We start from the raw sequence: 18887 nt of genomic DNA on the forward strand, positions 1-18887 counted from the left end.
TCGGCCCGCAGGGCGAGGCCTCCCTGCCGATGTTTCTGCTCCCGCCGCTGATGCACAACGACGGCTGCTACATCGCCTCCCTGGGCAATCTGTGCCGCTGGCTGGGTGAGCAGGCCGAGGCGCTGGGCGTCGAGGTCTACCCCGGCATGGCCGCCAGCCACGTGGTCTGGGAAGAAGAGACCGGCCGGGTGAAGGGCGTCGTCGCCGGCGTCTTCGGCATCGACCGGCACGGCAAGCCGACCGGCGACTTCCAGCCGGGCATCGAACTGCACGGCAAATACGTCTTCATCGCCGAGGGGGTGCGCGGCTCGCTGGCCAAGACCATCATGGCCCGCCACAACCTGTGCGACACCGCCGAACCGCAGAAATTCGGCATCGGGATCAAGGAACTGTGGCAGGTCCCGGCGGACAAGCACCAGCCCGGCCTGGCCCAGCACACCACCGGCTGGCCGCTCGACGAATTCACCGGCGGCGGCAGCTTCATGTACCATTTCGGCGACCGCTACGTGGCCCTCGGCTACGTCGTGCACCTGAACTACAAGAACCCGTTCCTGTCGCCGTTCGACGAATTCCAGCGCTTCAAGCACCATCCGTCCATCGCCGGGCATCTGGAGGGCGGCACGCGCATCTCCTATGGCGCCCGCGCCATCACCGAGGGCGGCTTCCAGTCGGTTCCGAAACTCAGCTTCCCCGGCGGCGCGCTGATCGGCTGCTCGGCCGGCTTCGTCAACGTGCCGCGCATCAAGGGCAGCCACAACGCCATGAAGACCGGCATGCTCGCCGCCGACTGCGCCTATGAGGCGGTGATGGCGGGCCGGTCCGGGGACCAGCTGGTCGAATACCAGGCCGCCTACGAGGACAGCTGGGTCTATCAGGAGCTCAAGCGCGTCCGGAACGCCAAGCCGCTGCTGACCCGCTTCGGCACCTCGCTCGGCGGCGCGTTGGGCCTGTTCGACATGTGGTTCCAGACCCTGTTCGGCGGCCTGTCGCTGTTCGGCACGCTGAAGCACGGAAAGACCGACGCCGCCTCGACCGAACCGGCCGCGAAACACAAGCCGATCCTCTATCCGAAGCCCGACGGGACGCTGTCGTTCGACAAGCTGTCGTCGGTGTTCGTCTCCAACACCAACCATGCCGAGGACCAGCCGGCGCATCTGAAGCTGCTCGATCCGTCGGTTCCGATCCGGATCAACCTGCCGAAGTACGGCGAGCCCGCCCGCCTCTACTGCCCGGCCGGGGTCTATGAGGTGGTCTATGGCGACGAGGCGGCCAGGACCGATCCGCGCTTCGTCATCAACGCCCAGAACTGCGTCCACTGCAAAACCTGCGACATCAAGGATCCGTCGCAGAACATCGTCTGGACCACGCCCGAGGGTGGCGGTGGGCCCAACTACCCGAATATGTGACAACGCCGTAAGCGAAGGGCCTTGCCGGGGCCTCATAATCCGGTGAGGCTCCCGCCATGCGCCTGATCTCCCTTCGCCTGCTCCTTTCCGGCTGCGCCCTGCTGGCCTTCGCTCCGTCCGTCGCGGCGCAGGATGCGCCGGTCGTCGTCGATCCGCCGATGAGAGAGGGGCCGCCTGTCATCGTCCCTCTGCCCGGCGAGGCGACGCCGCCGGCGGAGGCGCCGGCCGGCGAACCGGCCGCCCCGCCCATTCCCGCCGTCTGGGCGCCGGCCCCCTTCACGGCCGACGGCCAGTCCGCCTACGGTCTCTATCTGTCCGGCCGCATCGCCAGCCTCAGGGGCGAGCAGGCGGCGGGGGCCGAGCTTCTGGCCCTCAGCCAGCGCCTGACCCCCGAGCAGCCTCAGCTTGGCGGAGAAGCCTTCCTCGCCAGCCTGTTCTCTGGGGACATCGACGGCGTGGTCCGGCTAGCGCCCGCGGTTTCCGACACCCCCCTGTTCGCGGGCGCCGGACGCCTGGCCGCCGTGGTCCAGACCCTTCGCGACGGCGACGGGGCGGGGGCCCTGGCCCTGATGCAGGCGGAGCCCTTCCCCGATCCCTACGGCCCGGTGACCACCTATCTGCTTCCGGCCGTGGCCGCGGCCGGCGGCGACTGGGGCACGGCGCTGAAGCCGGTCGAGGCGCCGACGAACGAGACCGCCGGGCTGGTGCTGCGGGACCAGCGGGCGCAGCTGCTGGAGAGCCGCCGCCGCTTCGCCGAGGCCGACGCGGAGTACCAGGCCCTGCTCGCCATCCCCGACGGAGCGCGACTGTTCCGCGTCCACTACGGCGCCTTCCTTGAGCGGCAGGGGCGGCGCGACGAGGCGCTCGCGGTCTATGCCGCGGCGCTGACCGGCGACGCTCCGGACCCCCGCGCCCTCGCTGCGGGCCGTCGCATGCGCAACGGGGGGCGGGCGCCCGCCGCGCCGACGGTGCGCGAGATCGCCGCCGACGCCCTCGCCTTCGCCGCCATGGAGACCAGCCAGGTCGAGGTCTACGAACTCTCGGCCATCTATCTGCGTCTGGCCGAGGCCCTGAGCCCCGAGGACAGTATCACCCTGCGCCTGGCCGAGAGCCTGATCGAGGCGAAACAGCCGGCCGCCGGGCGTGCGGCCTTCGCCCGGGTCGGCAGCGCCAACCCGATCGTCTACGCCAGCGCCCAGCTCGGTCTCGGCGTCAGCCTGGCGGAGGAGGGGCGGCACAACGAGGCGCTCGCGGCGTTCCTGCGCGCCGACGCCGCCGCGCCGGAACAGGTCGTCGTCTCGCGCCTGCTGGCCAACCAGTATCTCAACCTCGGGCGCTACGAGGAGGCGCTCGCCGTTCTCAACCGGCCGACCGTGAACACGGCCCAGCAGTCAGTCGAGCTGCGCTTCGACCGGGGCCGGACGCTCGAACGGCTGGGCCGGATCGAGGAGGCCGAGGCCGAGCTGTGGACGGCCCTGCAGATGGCGCCCGACAATCCGGTGCTGCTGAATCATCTGGGCTATCTGTGGGTCGACAGCGGCCGCCGGGTCGAGCAGGGGGCGGAAATGATCGCGCGGGCCTTCGCCGCCGATCCCCGCAACGCCAACGTCCAGGACTCGCTCGGCTGGGCCCAGTACCGGCGCGGGCAGTACGAGACCGCGGTCGAGACGCTGGAACAGGCCGTGGCCAAACAGCCGGCCAACGCCGAGATCAACGACCATCTTGGCGACGCCTACTGGCAGGTCGGGCGGCGGCGCGAGGCTGGCTGGCAGTGGAACCGGGTGCTGACGCTGGAGCCGGAACCCGAACGCCGCGCCGAGGTCGAGCAGAAGCTGGCCGCCGGCCTGCCGGGCGCGCCCACGACCGGCAGCCAGCCCTGAGGCATGGCGACGCGCGAGGCCCTCGCCCCGGCCAAGGTCAATCTGTTCCTCCACGTCGGCCCGGTGGACGCCGCCGGCTATCATCCGCTGGCCAGCCTCGTGGCCTTCGCCGACATCGGCGACATCGTCACGGTGGAGGCTGCCGACCGCCTGTCGCTGGACGTCCGCGGGCCGTTCGCGGACGGCCTGTCGGCGCAGGACGACAACCTGATCCTGCGTGCGTTGCGGGCCCTTGGCGAGGCGGCGGGCACGGGCGAGCCGTCGCTGGCCGTCACCCTCGACAAACGCCTGCCGGTTGCGGCCGGCCTTGGCGGCGGGTCGTCCGACGCGGGAGCGGCGCTGAAGCTGGCGCGCGACGCCCTGGGCCTCGACCTCGATGATGCGGCGCTGGCGGAGATCGCCGGGACGTTGGGCGCCGACGGCCCGATGTGCCTGCACGCGCGCGCGGCCTGGGCCGAGGGCCGGGGCGAGCGGCTGACGTTCGAGCCGCGTCTGCCGTCCTTGCCCGCCCTGTTGATCAATCCCGGCGTCGCCTCTCCGACGGGCGAGGTCTACCGCGCCTACGACGCCGGCCCCCCCGCCTCCGCGGAGCGGCCGGAACCGCCCCCCGCCTGGGACGTCGCCACTGTAGCCGACTGGCTGGCCGGGCGGCGCAACGATCTGCAGGCTCCCGCCGTGGCCCGAGCGCCGGCCATAGCGGAGGTCCTCGCCGCCGCCGCGACGGCGCCGGAGGTTCGGCTGGTCCGCATGTCGGGGTCGGGGGCCACGGTCTTCGCCCTGTTCGAAACCCCCGCCGCCGCAGCGGCCGCCGCCGGCCGCCTGTCCGAAAATCATCCGGGCTGGTGGATCAGGCCGACGAATCTGGGTTAGGTGCCGGCGCGCCAGGCTTTGTGGCCGCATATCGTCGGTATTGTGCAGTTCATCGCTGAATCGCCTTGAGATTACCTCATGGATTCAGATGTTTCGCCGCAACTGACGCCAATATGGAACCCAGAAGGACGCTCCGGTACCGCCGGGACGAATTTCATCATCACGGCCGCACGTCCATTCGCCTCGCGGTCTCCTGACGAAGAAAAGGGATACTGATGCTTCGCACTACGCTGTTCTCCGCGGCCGCCGCGGCTGCCCTGCTGGCCGCACCGGCCGCCATCGCCCAGACCGCGCCCGAGACCGTTCCGGCCGCCGCGACCCCTGCGGCCGCTGGCACCGTCATCGACGTGCTGAAGGAGCGCGGCCAGTTCACCACCTTCCTGCGCGCCCTTGACCAGGCCCAGCTGACCGAAGTCCTGGCGACCCGCCCGGCCATCACCCTGTTCGCGCCGACCGACGAGGCGTTCGCCGCCCTGCCCGAGGCCGACCGCACCCGCCTGCTCGACCCGGCCAACGCCCAGGAGCTGCGCAACCTGATGCTCTACCACGTCATCGTGACCGAGCTGACGACCGATCAGATCAAGGGCGCGCGCGGCCCGGTCGCCACCGGCGGCGGCGTCGAGATCACCATCGACGGCACCGGCGAGGCCATCGCCGTGGGAACCGCCAAGGTCACCCAGGCCGAGATCGACGCCTCCAACGGCGGCGTCTTCGTGATCGACGCGGTGCTGAACCCCAATGCGGCCCCGGCCGCCGCTCCGGCCGCCGCCGGCGCCTGATCGCCCGCGGGGACGATGCGAGAGGCGGCGGGTTCCGGTCCGCCGCCTTTTTCGTGTCCCCGGCGGCCTTAACGGTCGGCCAACCGCTGTTGTGTATCGTGGCGGCATGGAAACGCTGACCCCCGCCCAAATCGCCGCCTTCGAGGCCGTGCTGGCCCGGGTCACGCCCGAGGATCGCGCCCGCCTCCATGGCCTCAAGGACGCCGCCGCCGACGCGGCCGCCGCATCGGCCCCGCACTGGGATTTCGACCAGCCGGGACACCGGGCGGAGGAGGCGCTGCAGGCCGTCTTCGGCGAGGCCCTGACCGACGACCACCGCCGCGCCCTCGTGGCCATCTGGGCGCTGGAAATGCCGGCGCGGGTTCCCGCCGCCGACCTGCCGACGGCGGTGCTGGAGCTGTACCCGGAATGGATCGGCCGCCTCGCCGATTTCCTGACCGCCGGCGCCGATCCCTATGACCGCGACTTCTGGGCCAAGGATGTGCGCATCGCCCTGGTCCTCAGCGTCCCCGGCGCCCGCACCCAGATGATCGACCTGTCGTCGCCCATGGGCCCGGGCCAGATCCTCCGCCACGCCCGCGAGGGCTGGGGCTGGTCGGTGATCCCGGCCTACGCCGCCGCCCAGGCCTGGAAGCCGTGGCTGGAGGTCCATACCGAAAGCCGCGAACTGTCCGACTTCAACGAGGCCGGCTGGGACCGCGCCTGGGCCACGGCCGCCGAGATCCTCAAACGTCGCCCCGAGATGGCCGGCATGCTCGGCTCGTCGTGGTTCTACGATCCGCCGCTGGAGCAGATCAGCCCGCGCCTGGCCTATCTGCGCCTGAATCCCCTGAAGCACGGCGCCTTCATGGTCCATCAGGGTCCCGGCGACATCCATACCCAACGGGCCGCGACCAGCTCCCCGACCCGCGCCGCCCTGATCGAGACGGGCGAATACACCGCCCGCTCGTGGATCGTCGCCTGGCCGCGGGCCGCGCTGATCAAATGGGCCGATGCGCGCAAGGCGGCGGAGATGCGCCAGGCGGCGTAACTGCTAGCGCTTCACCACGTCCCACGCCGCCGCCACCGGCAGCACCTCCAGCCCCGCCGCCTTCGCCAGCCGGATCACCCGGTCCAGATCGTCCGGCGTGCAGCCGTAGTCGGTCGGCCGGTCGCTGACATCGTGCCCGTAGGCCGTCAGCCAGCCGCGCCGCTCCGCCGCCTCGGCCATCAACCCTTCGAGGTCGTACCCGGGCAACCGCCGGCTCTCCAGCCCGATCGACCGGATCAGCGACCGGTCCTCGCGTCCGGCGTTGACCCCGTCGCGCACGCCTCGCGCCAGATCGAACCGCTCGCGCACCAGCCGCTTGGCTCCCACGGTCGCATCCCCGAACGGCCAGGCGAAGGTCGTCATCCGGTGCCCGTCCAGCCTCTCCGCCACCCACGCCGCATTGGCGTCGAGGCTTAGCCGCAGCGCCTCCGCATCCATCTTCAGCGCGCTGGTGTGCCCGAAGGTGTGGCACCCCACCTCGTGCCCCGCCGCATGCAGCGCCTGCAGATGATCCAGCCGGTACTGGTCGCGGTCCATGTTCACGCCGCCGCACAGGCCGCCGCAGACATAGTAGGTCGCCTTCACTCCATGCGCCGCCAGCACCGGCCCCGCTTCGGTCCAGGCCGTCGCCGGAAAGTCGTCGAAGCTCAGCGAGAACACGCCCTTGGCCGGCGCGATCTCCACCGCCTCCACGGCGAGATACCGCGCGGCCCGCCGACGCATCTGGTCGATCTGCTTCATGGCTACGATCTGTAGCCATTGGGCACTTAAGGAACGTTTTCACGGATTCCGTGAGAGTCTCACTTCGGTTGAAACTGCCGAGCCTCGGCCCTAGGGTCCGCCGCCTTCTCCCCCGGACGAAAACAAGCGCCTGTGACCACCGAACCGCTCGCCTTCCAGGACCTGATCCTGACGCTCCACAAATACTGGGGCGATCAGGGCTGCGCGATCCTCCAGCCCTATGACATCGAGGTCGGCGCTGGCACCCTGCACCCGGCCACCGTGCTGCGCGCCCTCGGCCCGCGCCCTTGGAAGGCGGCCTACGTCCAGCCCAGCCGCCGCCCCGGCGATGGCCGCTACGGCGAAAATCCCAATAGATTACAACACTATTACCAATACCAGGTGATTTTGAAGCCGAACCCGGACGATCTGCAGGCGCTGTATCTGGGGTCGCTGGCGGCGATCGGGATCGATCCGAAGCTGCACGACATCCGCTTCGTCGAGGACGACTGGGAGAACCCCACCGTCGGCGCCTGGGGCCTCGGCTGGGAGGTCTGGTGCGACGGCATGGAGGTGACCCAGTTCACCTATTTCCAGGGCGTCGGCGGCATCGAGGTCGACGTCGTCTCGGGCGAGCTGACCTACGGGCTGGAGCGCCTCGCCATGTACGTCCAGGGCGTGGACAACGTCTACGACCTGAAGTTCACCAGGGAGGGCCTGACCTACGGCGAGGTCTTCCTCGAGAATGAGCGCCAGCAGTCCGAGGCCAATTTCCACGGCTATGACGTCGATGGGCTGAAACGCCGCTTCGAGGACATGGTCGCCGAGGTCGAACGCTTCCTGGCCATGAAGGGCCCGCAGGACCAGGCCCTGGTCCTGCCCGCCTACGACCAGGTGCTGAAGGCCTCGCACCTGTTCAATCTGATGGACGCCCGCGGCGCCATCGCCGTCGCCGAACGCCAGAGCTACATCGGCCGCATCCGCGACCTGTGCAAAGCCTGTGCGACGGAATGGGTCGAGCAGGAAAGGGCGCGCGCGTGAGCGACGACCGGGTCGTCTCGCTGAAGGGCCGCCGCCCGGAGTCTAAGCCGACGCTCGCCGGCTGCCTCGTCTTCGCCAACGATCAGCTGCGCATGCCGATGGAAATGGGTGCGACCGCGCCGGAGTGGACCACGCTCGAACCGATCGAGGTCCAGCTGGAAGGTCGGTCCGGGCCGACGCCGGTCCATGTCCGCTTCGGCATGATCGACCACTCGCCGGAAGGGACCAGCGGCTACGTCGACGAGAACGAGCACGGCGTCAACGCCGACCTCTATTTCGAACGCGACCTGTTCCTCGCCTTCCAGTCGGCGGCGGTCTCTGCGGCGCCCCTGACGCTGTTCGTCACCTTCGCCGCCCGCGACGGCGCGCCGCCCCACCTGATGCTCGCGATCGAGCGCCGGACCGCCTGATGCCCCAGCTTCTCCTCGAACTGTTCTCCGAAGAAATCCCCGCCCGCATGCAGCCCGGCGCCGCGCGCGATCTCGAGCGCATGGCGGCCGACCGGCTGAAGGCCGCCGGCCTGACCTATGAAGCCCTGACCACATACGCCGGCCCGCGCCGCCTGACCCTCGTGGTCGAGGGCCTGCCCGCCGCCACGCCGGACCGCGAGGAGGAGCTCAAGGGCCCCCGCGCCAACGCCCCCGAACAGGCGCTCGACGGCTTCCTGCGCAAGACCGGCCTGACCCGCGATCAGCTGACCGAGCGCGACGGCGTCCTGTTCGCCGTGATCCGCCATGAGGGCCAGTCCACCGCCGCGCTGATCCCCACCATGGTCGAGCAGATCGTGCGCAACTTCCCCTGGCCCAAGTCGATGCGATGGGGCGCCGGAACCCTGCGCTGGGTGCGCCCGCTGAAACGGATCGTGGCCCTGTTCGACGGCCATGTGGTTCCGATCGAGATCGACGGCGTCCACAGCGGCGACATCACCGAGGGCCATCGCTTCCTCGGCTCGGGCAAGCCGTTCGCGGTCAGGGACTTCGCCGACTACCGCCGCAAGGTGGAGGACCACCACGTCCTCCTCGACGTCGCCGACCGCAAGCTGCGCATCCTCGAGGCGTCGCAGAAGGTCTGCCGCGACCGCGGCCTCGCCCTCGTCGACGACGACGGCCTGCTGGACGAGGTCGCCGGCCTGGCCGAATGGCCGACCCCCATCCTCGGCGACATGGACCCGCAGTTCCTCGACCTGCCGCCCGAGGTGGTGCAGCTGTCGATGAAGGTGCACCAGAAATATTTCGCCGTGCGCGACCCGGCCACCCACCGCCTGGCCCCGCACTTCGTCGTCGTCGCCAATGTCGAGGCCTCCGACGGCGGCAAGGCCCTCGCCGCCGGCAACAGCCGCGTCCTTTCCGCCCGCCTGAACGACGCCCGCTTCTTCTGGGACGAGGACCTCAAGACCGGCTTTGACGTCTGGAACGACAAGCTGAAAGGCGTCACCTTCCACGCCAAACTGGGCACGCTGGCCGAACGCGTCGAGCGTATCGCGGCCCTGGCCCGCGAGATCGCCCCGCTGGTCGGCGCCGACCCGGATCAGGCCGAGGCCGCCGCCCGCATCGCCAAGGCGGACCTCGCCTCCGGCATGGTCGGCGAATTCCCCGAACTGCAGGGCGTCATGGGCGGCTACTCCGCCCGCGCCTTCGGCCAGCCCGACGCCATCGCCGACGCCGTCCGCGACCACTACAGGCCGCAGGGCCCCGCCGACACCGTCCCGACCGCGCCCCTGACGGTCGCCGTCGCCCTCGCCGACAAGCTCGACACCCTCGTCGGCTTCTTCGCCATCGACGAGAAGCCGACGGGATCGAAGGACCCGTTCGCCCTAAGGCGCGCGGCGCTGGGGGTGATCCGGCTGGTGCTGGGGAACGGTGCGAGAGCGCCGTTGCGTCAGATGATGAAGCCGGCGGGCGTGATGATCGTCAGGGGCGCGAGGCTAAGCAGCGAGACGCAGTTCTCTGACGACCTCGTCGCCTTCTTCGCCGACCGCCTGAAGGTCCTCCTCCGCGACCAGGGCAAGCGCCACGATCTCGTCGACGCCGTCTTCGCGCTCGGCGACGACGACCTCGTCCGCATCGTCCGCCGGGTCGAGGCGCTCGACGCCTTCCTCGCCACGGACGACGGGGCCAATCTGCTGGCCGGTTCCAAGCGCGCCTCCAACATCCTCAAGGCCGAGGAGAAGAAAGGCCCGCTGCCCGCCGGAGAGCCCGTCACCCTGACCGGCGCCCCGGCCGAGGAGACGGCCCTCATCGCCGCCGTCTCGACCGCCGCGACCGCCGTCGACGCCGCCCTGCAGGCCGAGGACTTCGCCGCCGCCATGCGGGCGCTGGCCGCCCTCCGCGCCCCGGTCGACGCCTTCTTCACCGCCGTGATGGTCAACTCCGACGTGGCCGAGGAACGCGACAACCGCCTGAAACTGCTCGGTCAGGTGCGCGCCGTCATGGGCCGGGTGGCGGACTTCGGGATGATCAGCGGCTGACCGTTCACCTCCCCATGAGCGAAGGCGAATGGGGAGGACAGACCGCGAAGCGGTCAGGAGGGGGCGGCGCAGGCGGTCAGGGAGTCCGGCGCGAACCTGCATCGGCCGGCGCCGCCCCCACCTGATCGTCGCTGGCGCGCCGATCTGTCCTCCCCATCGGCCTTCGCCGATGGAGAGGTGATCAACCCCGCAGCACCTTCCGCAGCTGCGGATGCAGTTCGGTGTTCGCCGCCAGGATCTGCCCACCGGTCATCGGATCACCGTCCTCGTCGATGGTCGTCACGATGCCGCCCGCCTCGGTGACGAACAGGATGCCGGCCGCCACGTCCCACGGCTGCAGATTGCGCTCGTAATAGGCGTCGTACCGTCCTGCCGCGACCCAGGCGAAGTCCAGCGCCGCCGAGCCGAGGCGGCGGATGCCGGCCACCCGCTGGCCCACCGCGTGGATGTCCTTGATCGCCTGGGCGTGGCCCGTCTTGCCGATGAACGGCAGGCCGGTGGCGATCAGGCTCTCCGACAGGTCGCGGCGCCCGGCCACACGGATGCGCTGGTCGTTCAGATAGCAGCCCTTGCCCTTCTCGGCCCAGAACAGCTCGTTCATGACGGGGTTGTAGGTCACGCCCGCGACGATCTCGGAATGGCCGTCCGGCGCCGTGCGCTGCAGCCCCACCGTGATGGCGAAATGCGGCATGGCGTGCATGAAGTTGGTGGTGCCGTCGATCGGGTCGACGATCCACATGTGCGACTTGTCGGTGCCCTCGATCAGGCCCCGCTCCTCGCCGAGGAAGCCGTAGCCCGGCCGCGCCTTCATAAGCAGTTCGTACAGGGTGTCCTCGGCCTTGATGTCGGCCGCCGTGACGAAGTCGCCCGGCCCCTTGCGCGACACCTGCAGCTGGGCGACCTCGCCGAAGTCGCGCAGCATCGGCCGGGCGGTCTTGCGGACCGCGTCCATCATCACTTGCAGCAGGGCGGAGGCGAGAGCCATGGGGGAATCTCCTGATCCGCATGTCCTGCAAAGGCGGTCGGCCCGGACATGCGGAGAAGTTCAAACGCTCGTCGGCCCCGGACGGAGCCGATGGATGGGATCAGTCCGCGCGGCGGACGTATTCGCCGGTGGTGGTGTCGACGACGATCTTCTCGCCGACGCCCATGTAGGGCGGGATCATGATGCGGATGCCGTTGTTGGCGATGGCCGGCTTGTAGGACGACGAGGCGGTCTGTCCCTTCACCGTCGGCTCGGTCTCGACGACTTCCAGCGTCACCTGATCCGGCAGCGACAGGCCGATCGGGCGATCCTCGTGGCTCTCGATGACCACCTTCATGCCCTCCTGCAGGTACGGAATCCGCTCCTCGCCGACCCAGTCCTTCTGCAGTTCGATCTGCTCGTAGTTCTCGTCGTTCATGAACACGAGGGTGTCGCCGCCGTCGTAGAGGTAGCTGTAGTCCTTCTGCTCCAGGGTCACGCGCTCGACCTTGTCTTCCGACCGGAAGCGTTCGTTCAGCTTGTTGCCGGTCTCGAGGTTCTTGGCCTCGACGTTGGCGAAGGCGCCGCCCTTGCCCGGCTTGACGTGGCTGGCCTTGGTGACGACCCACAGGCCGCCGTTCACTTGCAGGACCATGCCGGGCTTGATGGTGTTGCCGTTGATCTTCATCGGTGTCTCGGAAGGTTTGGAGCGCAGCCCTGACGGCGCGCGCGACGGGGCTCCCTAGAGGAAGCCGGGTCATCCGGCAAGGCGGCGGTCGCCTAGTGCACCGTCGGCCGGCCCTCGGCCTTCTTCTGCACCAGGTTGGCCAGGTGCACCCCGGAACCGCTCGGGGCGGCCAGCTTGCCCGCGCGCGCGTCCAGCTTGCGCGCCTCATGGGCGAAGGCCGCGGCGAGGCCCGCCGACGACATGGCCGCGCCGATCTGCAGCGAACGGCTCGCCGGCCGCATGGCGATCCAGACGGCGTTGAGCGCCTGCGCCGCCGCCCACAGGCCCATGGCCACGGCGCGCTCGCGGCTGGCCGGGGCGTTCCACACCCGCACCGCCGACAGGGTGGTGACCGAGAACACGGCCGGCAGGATCAGGCTCAACGGTCCGCGCTGGCGCTCGGTGATCGGCGCGTCGTCCTCGGCCAGATATCGGGGCTGCGGACGAACCGTGCGGCTGGCGAAGGCCGTCGCCGCGAGGGCGAAGCCGACGGTCAACAGCACGCCCAGCGCGACGTGGCCGGGATGGCGGCCCTCGGCGTTGAGGAAGTCGGTCGCCGCGTCGCGCGCGTCGTCCAGGGCGTTGTCGATGCTGGCCATGCCGGAACCCTCCTGTCGGGACCGGAATGGGCGGGGAGGGGCCTAGTTCCCCGTGGCGCTGCGGTCCGGCGCGATCTCGGTCATGGCCGACTGCAGATAGTTCTGCTCGCCCAGCTGTTCGATCAGCTTGTGCTGGGCCTCCAGGAAATCGATGTGCTCCTCGGTGTCGGCGAGGATCTCCGTCAGGATCTGGCGGCTGATGTAGTCCGAGGCCGCCTCGCACTGGGCGATGCCGGCCAGCAGGGTGTCGCGCCCGCCGAGTTCGAGCTGCAGGTCCGCGCCCAGGCATTCGACCGCGCTCTCGCCGATGCGCAGCTTGTGCAGGTCCTGCAGGTTGGGCAGGCCGTCGAGGAACAGCACCCGCTTGATCAGCTTGTCGGCGTGTTTCATCTCGCCGATCGACTCGTCGTAGATGATCTGGCCGAGGTGTTTCAGACCCCAGCTTTCGAACATCCGCGCGTGCAGGAAGTACTGGTTGACCGCCGTGAGCTCGTTGGTCAGCACCGCGTTGAGGGTGCGGATGATCGCGGGATCGCCCTTCATCGTCGTTCTTTCGTCCGCGGTGCGTCCGTCGGCCTGACGGTCTGAATCACGCGCGCCTGTCAGCCGTAATTAACACGGAATCAGGCCTTGTGTTCACCTGCGAACACTTCTCAGAACATTGAAAATGCGAATGAATCTCCCCTCGGCCGGGGAGGGCGGGCTATTCGGCCGCGAGGGCGAAGGACTGCCGGGTTTCGTCGATCATCTCGCGCATCTCGCAGACGCAGCGGGCGCACTGGGGGCGGCACTGGTGTCGGTCGAACACGTCCTTCGGACGCGTCGCGCCCGCCTCGATGGCCGAGGCGACGTCACGCTTGCGAAGGCCATTGCAGTTGCAGACGTACAAGGGACGAACCCGCGAGAGATTGCGAATGACTCTCCATAACATCTGAGGTCCGGCGAATGCAAGTCGTTCGCATTCCGGAACTGTACGTAGGCTGTTGTACGGAGGCGGGATTGACGTCGGACGTCGGCCGCCGCACTTCCCCGGCATGGCCAGAGAACCCGTCGTCCCGCCGCGTCCGCCCTGCCGGCTGTATCTGATCACTCCGCCGGAGATCGCCGACCTCGCCGCCTTCGCGCGCACGCTGGACGAGGCGCTCGCCGCCGGCGACGTGGCCGCCCTGCAGATCCGGCTCAAGGGGGCCGACGACGCGGCCGTCCTCGCCGCCGTCGCGGCCCTCGCGCCGGTCGCCCGCGCCCGCGATGTGGCGGTGATCCTCAACGACCGGCCGGACCTGGCCCGGCGCGCCGGCTGCGACGGCGTCCACATCGGCCAGTCGGACGCGTCCCTGGCCGAGGCGCGGCGCATCCTCGGGCCGGAGGCCATGATCGGCGTGACCTGTCACGACAGCCGGGAACTGGCCATGGACGCGGCCGAGGCGGGCGCCGACTACGTGGCCTTCGGCGCCTTCTTCCCGACCACCACCAAGGAGACCGCGCACCGGCCCGATCCCGAGATCCTGACCATCTGGCAGGAGACGGTCGAGGTTCCCTGCGTCGCCATCGGCGGCGTCACGCCCGAAAACGCGGGCGGACTGGCCCGGGCCGGGGCGGATTTCGTCGCCGTCAGTTCGGCGGTCTGGAGTCACCCGGAAGGTCCCGCCGCCGCGGTCCGCGCCTTCAACCGGGCGCTTGCCGCAAACGCCTGACCTTCAGGGGATATTAGGAAGCGCCGGGCTAAGGAAACCGGAAGACACGGCCGCTTCCCCGGAACCCCAATGCTCATGAGCCGCGCGCTCGATCCCTCAGAACCGGTTGCGGCCCCCGAGACCGCGCCGAAACCGCGCGCCGAGGCGCCGATCGCCGTCAACAGCGCCGTGGCCTTCTTCCGCGAGCCGCTGGCCCCGATCTTCACCGCCATGGCCGTGCTGGTGCTGGTGGTGCTGTGCATCCAGTTCGCCCGGACCGCCGGCCTCGTCGCCGCCCTCTGGGGCGCGGGGGGCCTCGCCGTGGCCGTCTGGCTGAGGAACGCGCGCGGCCCGTCCTACGACCTCTGCTTCGGAGGCCTGCTGGCGACCGGCATCGTCGCCGGAGAGCTGCTGGCCGGGAATTCCTACCTTCTGAGCGCCGTATTCACGGTCCTCAACATGATGGAGATCGTGGCCGCCGTCCTGCTGGCCCGGCGGTTCGCGCCGACGCTGAACCTGGCCACGGTCGACGGCGCCTGCCGCTTCCTGCTCAGCGCCGCCGTCATCGCCCCGATCCCCGCGGCGGCCGCGGCGGCCGGGGCCCTGTACCTGCTGCAGGACGCGGACCCGTTCTACACCTTCCAGACCTGGTGGTTCGGCCACGCCCTCGGCATCGCCGTGCTCGGCGCCTTCGGCCTGTCGCTGACCCGGCGCCATATGGTCATGCTGCGCAATCCCGTCCGGGCGGTGGAGGCGGCCGTCCTGCTGGCCCTGCTCGTGGCGGTCTGCGTCGGCGTCTTCTTCCAGTCCCAGGTGCAGATCGGCTTCGTCGTCGTGCCGGTGCTGATCCTGTTCGCCGCGCGGTTCCGCGTGCTCGGCGTCTCCACCGCCCTTGTGCTGGTGGCCATCACCGCCGTAGGCGGCGCCATGATGGGCCGCGGTCCGTTCATCTCGGCCGGCCCCAGCCTCGCCGACCAGGCGCTGCTGGCCCAGCTGATGGTGCTGCTCGGCTGCATGCCGATCCTGCTGGTCGCCTCGCTGCTGGAAGAGCGCGACCGCCTGTCGGACCGGGCCAAGGCCGGCCAGCTGCGCGCCGAGCGGGCGTCCGAGGCCAAGTCGCGCCTGCTCGCCAACGTGGCCCACGAGATCAAGAGCCCCGTCGGCGGCGTCATCGGCATCGGCGAGCTGTGGAAGACCGGCCAGCTGGGCGAGATCACCCCGACCCAGGGCGAGATGGCCGACATGCTGGTCAAGACCGCACGCCAGGTCGAGGCCCTCGCCCATGACCTGCTGGACGTCGCCCGGGCCGAGTCCGGCGCGGTCAAGGTCGACCTGCGCCCCACCGACGTGCCGGGCGTGCTCGAGGACGTGCGCCGCACCACCGCCCTGCGCCCCGAGGCCCGGGACATCCGCATGCACGTGGTCAGCGAGGGCGACGGCCTCGTGGCCCTGGCGGATTCCCAGCGGCTGACGCAGGTGGTGGCCAACCTGGCCTCGAACGCGGTCAAATACGGCGGCTCCGGCGGTCTCGTCGTATTCCGCGCCAGCAAGATCTACGACGGCGTCCGGATCGAGGTCATCGACCGCGGCCCCGGCCTGTCGGCCGAGAAACAGGCCCAGCTGTTCGAGCCCTTCAACCGCCTCGGCCTCGAGCGCTCGACCGTCGAGGGCCACGGCATCGGCCTCGCCCTGGCCAAGCGGCTGGTCGAGCTGCAGGGCGGTACGATCGGCGTGGTCTCCACACCCGGCGAAGGCGCCGCCTTCTGGGTCGAGCTCCCCGCCGCCTGACGGCGAAGCTTCGCGGCGATCCGCCGCGCGGCGGATGGCCCAATGGACCTTTGCCGGTCCCGGGCGCATTGTGCGGACGCCCGCTCAGTGAGGATGTCCCGCCGTGGAATTCGATGCGCTGCTGCTGTCGCGACTGCAGTTCGCCTTCACCATCGCCTTCCATATCCTGTTCCCGGCCTTCACCATCGGCCTGGCGGCGTTCCTCGCGGTGCTCGAAGGTCTGTGGCTGGCGACGAAGCGCGACGCCTTCAAGACCCTCTACCTGTTCTGGGTGAAGGTCTTCGCCATCAGCTTCGGCATGGGCGTCGTCTCCGGCATCGTCCTCAGCTACCAGTTCGGCACCAACTGGTCGGAGTTCATCCGCCTGACCGGCGGCGTCATCGGCCCGCTGCTGGCCTATGAGGTGCTGACCGCCTTCTTTCTCGAGGCCTCCTTCCTGGGCGTCATGCTGTTCGGCTGGAAGAAGGTCGGCCCGCGCCTGCATTTCCTCGCCACGGTCCTGGTCGCCATCGGCACCACCATCTCCGCCTTCTGGATCCTGTCGGCCAACAGCTGGATGCAGACGCCGCAGGGCTTCGAGATCCTGCCCGACGGCCGCTTCGTCGCCACCAGTTTCATGGAGGTGATCTTCAACCCCAGCTTCCCGTCCCGGCTGGCGCACATGCTGATGGCCGCCTTCCTGACGACGGCGCTCGTCGTCGGCGGGGCCTCGGCCTGGCAGCTGCTGCGCGACCGGGAGCAGGCCGAGAGCCGCATCGCCCTGACCATGGCCGTCGGCCTGCTGGCCGTCGTCGCCCCGCTTCAGCTTCTCGCGGGGCACTGGTCGGGCGAGGTGGCCAAAGAGCATCAGCCGCAGAAGCTTGCCGCCATCGAGGCCTATTGGGAGACCAGGGCCAACCACCCGCTGATCCTGTTCGCCATTCCCGACCGCGCCGCCCGGTCCAATCATTTCGAGCTGGCCGTGCCGGGGGCGGGGATCATCGTGGCCCCGCCCGGCGAGGTCGTCACCGGGCTGGACGCCGTGCCGCCGGAGGATCAGCCGCCGGTCTTCCTCGTCTTCTGGAGCTTCCGCGTCATGGTCGGGCTGGGGCTGCTGATGATCGGTCTCGGCCTGTGGGGCGCATGGCTGGCCTGGCGCAAGCGGTTGACCGAAAACCGCTGGTTCCTGCGGTTCGCCGTGGCCATGGGGCCGGCCGGCTTCGTCGCCGTCATCGCCGGCTGGATCGTGACCGAGGTCGGGCGCCAGCCTTGGGTCGTCCAGGGCGTCCTGCGCACCGCCGACGCCGTCTCGCCGGTGACCGCCGGATCGGTCCTGACCTCCCTGCTGATCTACATCACCGTCTACGCCGTCGTGTTCGTGGCCGGGGCCGTCTACATCCTGCGCCTGCTCGACGAGGGTCCCGTCCCCGGCGAGGTGGCGCCGAAGCCGGAGGGCCGGCGCGCGCCCGGGACGCCGCTCGCCGCCGCCCCGGACGAAGCGCCCGGAGATCCGCAATGAGCCTCGATCTTCCTCTCGTCTGGGCCGGGCTGATCGCCGTCGCCGTCCTGCTCTACGTCCTGCTGGACGGCTTCGACCTCGGCGTCGGCATCCTGTTTCCGTTCTCGCACTCGCGTGAGGACCGGGATGTGATGATGAACACCATCGCCCCCGTGTGGGACGGCAACGAGACCTGGCTGGTGCTGGGCGGGGGCGGGCTGCTGGCGGCCTTCCCGCTCGCCTATTCGATCCTCATGCCGGCCTTCTACCTGCCGGTCATCCTGATGCTGGCCGGCTTGATCCTGCGCGGCGTGGCCTTCGAATTCCGCTTCCGCGGCCAGCGCCGCGGCCGGCCCTTCTGGACCGCCATGTTCGCCTTGGGCTCCATCCTCGCCGCCTTCGCCCAGGGCCTGATCCTCGGCGGCTTCATCCAGGGGGTCGAGGTCGCCGACAGCCGCTTCGCCGGCGGGACGTTCGACTGGTTCACCCCCTACACCCTTCTGGTGGCCGCCGGTCTCGTCTGCGGCTACGCCCTGCTGGGCGCGACCTGGCTGATGTGGAAGACCAGCGACGCCCTGCACGGCGACGCCCGGCGCTGGGCCCTGTTCGCCGGCGTCCTGACCGCCCTGTTCCTGCTGGGCGTCAGTCTCTCGACCCTGGTCGTCCATCCGCTCGTGGCCGAGCGCTGGGGCTGGACAGGGGACGGCTTCGACCTCGCCCGCTTCCTGCCGCTCAGCGTCGTGCCGCTGCTGGGTCTGGCCGGACTGGCTACCGTCGCCCTCGGCGTCGCCCGCGCCTCGCACGTCTGGCCCTTCGCCGGGGCGGTGCTGGTGTTCCTGTCCGGATACGCGGGCCTGGCCATGGGCTTCTTCCCCTACGTCGCCCCCTATGCGGTGGACTTCCGTCAGGCCGCCGCTCCGGACAATGCGCTGGGGCTGATGCTGGTCGGCACCGCGGCGATCCTGCCGCTGATCCTGGCCTACACCGGCTGGGTCTACTGGGTGTTCCGCGGCAAGGTTACGCCGGAGGCCGGCTATCATTAGGGTCGAGCCGCCGCCGGGGCCCGATGACGCGCCGGGTCCGCTGTGGAAGCGTCTGCTGTGGTTCGTCGGCCTCGCCGCCGGGGCCTCCGCCGTCACCGCCGCGATCGCCTGGGCGCTCAGGGCCTTGCCGTTCATGGGCTGAGGGGCGACAGTCGGCGCCATGATCACCGTCATTTCCGCCGCCGCCCTGCTGTTCGCCGCGTCGCCGCAGACTGCGCCCCAAGGCTCGCCGCAGGGTTCGCCCCAGAGCCCGCCGCAAACGCCGCCCGGCTCCGACATCACCAGCAGCCTCAACAGCGGCCCGCCGCGCCCGGCGGCCTATCTGGCGCCCGAGCCGTCCCCGGCGACGCCGCTCGCGACGACCCCCGCGCCCGCCCCGCTGGCGACGCCCGCGCCGGTGCGTCCCGCGCCCATCCCGACGGC

At 70.2% G+C, this 18887-nt stretch carries 18 protein-coding genes and 1 pseudogene; 13 read left to right on the forward strand and 6 right to left on the reverse strand.

The window, feature by feature from the left end:
- The 5 genes from VGD32_RS06980 to VGD32_RS07000 all read left to right on the forward strand — a co-directional run.
- On the forward strand, nt 1-1406 hold a 1406-nt coding region (locus tag VGD32_RS06980), incomplete at its 5' end, for an electron transfer flavoprotein-ubiquinone oxidoreductase (protein ID WP_331031182.1).
- 56 nt (nt 1407-1462) lie between these two features.
- On the forward strand, nt 1463-3286 hold the full coding sequence (locus tag VGD32_RS06985; protein WP_331031183.1) for a tetratricopeptide repeat protein: 1824 nt from the start codon (nt 1463-1465) through the stop codon (nt 3284-3286).
- 3 nt (nt 3287-3289) lie between these two features.
- Nucleotides 3290-4156, forward strand: coding sequence for a 4-(cytidine 5'-diphospho)-2-C-methyl-D-erythritol kinase (locus VGD32_RS06990; RefSeq protein ID WP_331031184.1), 867 nt, complete (start codon nt 3290-3292; stop codon nt 4154-4156).
- A 215-nt stretch (nt 4157-4371) separates the two neighbouring features.
- Nucleotides 4372-4935, forward strand: coding sequence for a fasciclin domain-containing protein (locus VGD32_RS06995; protein ID WP_331031185.1), 564 nt, complete (start codon nt 4372-4374; stop codon nt 4933-4935).
- Between the two features lie 106 nt (nt 4936-5041).
- Nucleotides 5042-5965, forward strand: a complete 924-nt coding sequence (locus tag VGD32_RS07000; protein ID WP_331031186.1) for a hypothetical protein — start codon at nt 5042-5044, stop codon at nt 5963-5965.
- A gap of 3 nt (nt 5966-5968) precedes the next feature.
- On the opposite strand, the gene VGD32_RS07005 is transcribed toward VGD32_RS07000, so the two are convergent.
- Nucleotides 5969-6706, reverse strand: coding sequence for a polysaccharide deacetylase family protein (locus tag VGD32_RS07005; protein WP_331031187.1), 738 nt, complete (start codon nt 6704-6706; stop codon nt 5969-5971).
- A 132-nt stretch (nt 6707-6838) separates the two neighbouring features.
- Between VGD32_RS07005 and VGD32_RS07010 the strand changes: the two genes are divergently transcribed.
- The 3 genes from VGD32_RS07010 to glyS are packed head-to-tail and all read left to right on the forward strand — an operon-like array spanning nt 6839 to nt 10193.
- Nucleotides 6839-7726: a glycine--tRNA ligase subunit alpha gene (locus VGD32_RS07010; RefSeq protein WP_331031188.1), complete on the forward strand. Its 888-nt coding sequence runs from the start codon at nt 6839-6841 to the stop codon at nt 7724-7726.
- A complete protein-coding gene (locus tag VGD32_RS07015; RefSeq protein ID WP_331031189.1) occupies nt 7723-8136 on the forward strand; it encodes a hypothetical protein in 414 nt (137 codons plus the stop codon). Before VGD32_RS07010 ends, VGD32_RS07015 begins: the two co-directional genes overlap by 4 nt.
- Complete coding sequence (gene glyS, locus VGD32_RS07020; protein ID WP_331031190.1) at nt 8136-10193, forward strand: glycine--tRNA ligase subunit beta; 2058 nt, start codon at nt 8136-8138, stop codon at nt 10191-10193. The genes VGD32_RS07015 and glyS overlap by 1 nt, the downstream gene beginning before the upstream one ends.
- A 181-nt stretch (nt 10194-10374) precedes the next feature.
- Here glyS and VGD32_RS07025 read toward each other — a convergent pair whose 3' ends face one another.
- From VGD32_RS07025 to VGD32_RS07045, 5 genes are all read right to left on the reverse strand, one after another.
- The gene (locus VGD32_RS07025) at nt 10375-11178 is read right to left on the reverse strand and encodes an inositol monophosphatase family protein (protein WP_331031191.1); all 804 of its coding nucleotides are present in this window, start codon (nt 11176-11178) and stop codon (nt 10375-10377) included.
- 100 nt (nt 11179-11278) lie between these two features.
- Nucleotides 11279-11845 carry an elongation factor P gene (gene efp / locus VGD32_RS07030; RefSeq protein ID WP_331031192.1) on the reverse strand — a complete coding sequence of 189 codons (567 nt, stop codon included), beginning with the start codon at nt 11843-11845 and terminating at the stop codon, nt 11279-11281.
- Nucleotides 11846-11937: 92 nt separating this feature from the next.
- Nucleotides 11938-12483 carry a TspO protein gene (locus VGD32_RS07035; protein WP_331031193.1) on the reverse strand — a complete coding sequence of 182 codons (546 nt, stop codon included), beginning with the start codon at nt 12481-12483 and terminating at the stop codon, nt 11938-11940.
- Nucleotides 12484-12525: 42 nt separating this feature from the next.
- A complete protein-coding gene (gene bfr, locus VGD32_RS07040) occupies nt 12526-13026 on the reverse strand; it encodes a bacterioferritin (RefSeq protein ID WP_331031194.1) in 501 nt (166 codons plus the stop codon).
- Nucleotides 13027-13186: 160 nt separating this feature from the next.
- Nucleotides 13187-13372, reverse strand: coding sequence for a (2Fe-2S)-binding protein (locus VGD32_RS07045; RefSeq protein WP_331031195.1), 186 nt, complete (start codon nt 13370-13372; stop codon nt 13187-13189).
- A 145-nt stretch (nt 13373-13517) separates the two neighbouring features.
- Here VGD32_RS07045 and thiE point away from each other — a divergent pair, with 145 nt between their 5' ends.
- The 5 genes and pseudogenes from thiE to VGD32_RS07070 form a co-directional block, all read left to right on the forward strand.
- Complete coding sequence (thiE, locus tag VGD32_RS07050; protein ID WP_331031196.1) at nt 13518-14177, forward strand: thiamine phosphate synthase; 660 nt, start codon at nt 13518-13520, stop codon at nt 14175-14177.
- A 75-nt stretch (nt 14178-14252) separates the two neighbouring features.
- On the forward strand, nt 14253-15944 hold the full coding sequence (locus tag VGD32_RS07055) for a sensor histidine kinase (RefSeq protein ID WP_331031197.1): 1692 nt from the start codon (nt 14253-14255) through the stop codon (nt 15942-15944).
- A gap of 103 nt (nt 15945-16047) precedes the next feature.
- Complete coding sequence (locus VGD32_RS07060; protein ID WP_331031198.1) at nt 16048-17442, forward strand: cytochrome ubiquinol oxidase subunit I; 1395 nt, start codon at nt 16048-16050, stop codon at nt 17440-17442.
- On the forward strand, nt 17439-18464 hold the full coding sequence (gene cydB, locus VGD32_RS07065; protein ID WP_331031199.1) for a cytochrome d ubiquinol oxidase subunit II: 1026 nt from the start codon (nt 17439-17441) through the stop codon (nt 18462-18464). The genes VGD32_RS07060 and cydB overlap by 4 nt, the downstream gene beginning before the upstream one ends.
- 160 nt (nt 18465-18624) lie before the next feature.
- Nucleotides 18625-18887, forward strand: a pseudogene (locus VGD32_RS07070) (hypothetical protein); the annotation flags it as partial.

It is taken from the genome of Brevundimonas sp. (genome assembly GCF_036402095.1).
In the GTDB taxonomy this organism is placed as follows: domain Bacteria; phylum Pseudomonadota; class Alphaproteobacteria; order Caulobacterales; family Caulobacteraceae; genus Brevundimonas.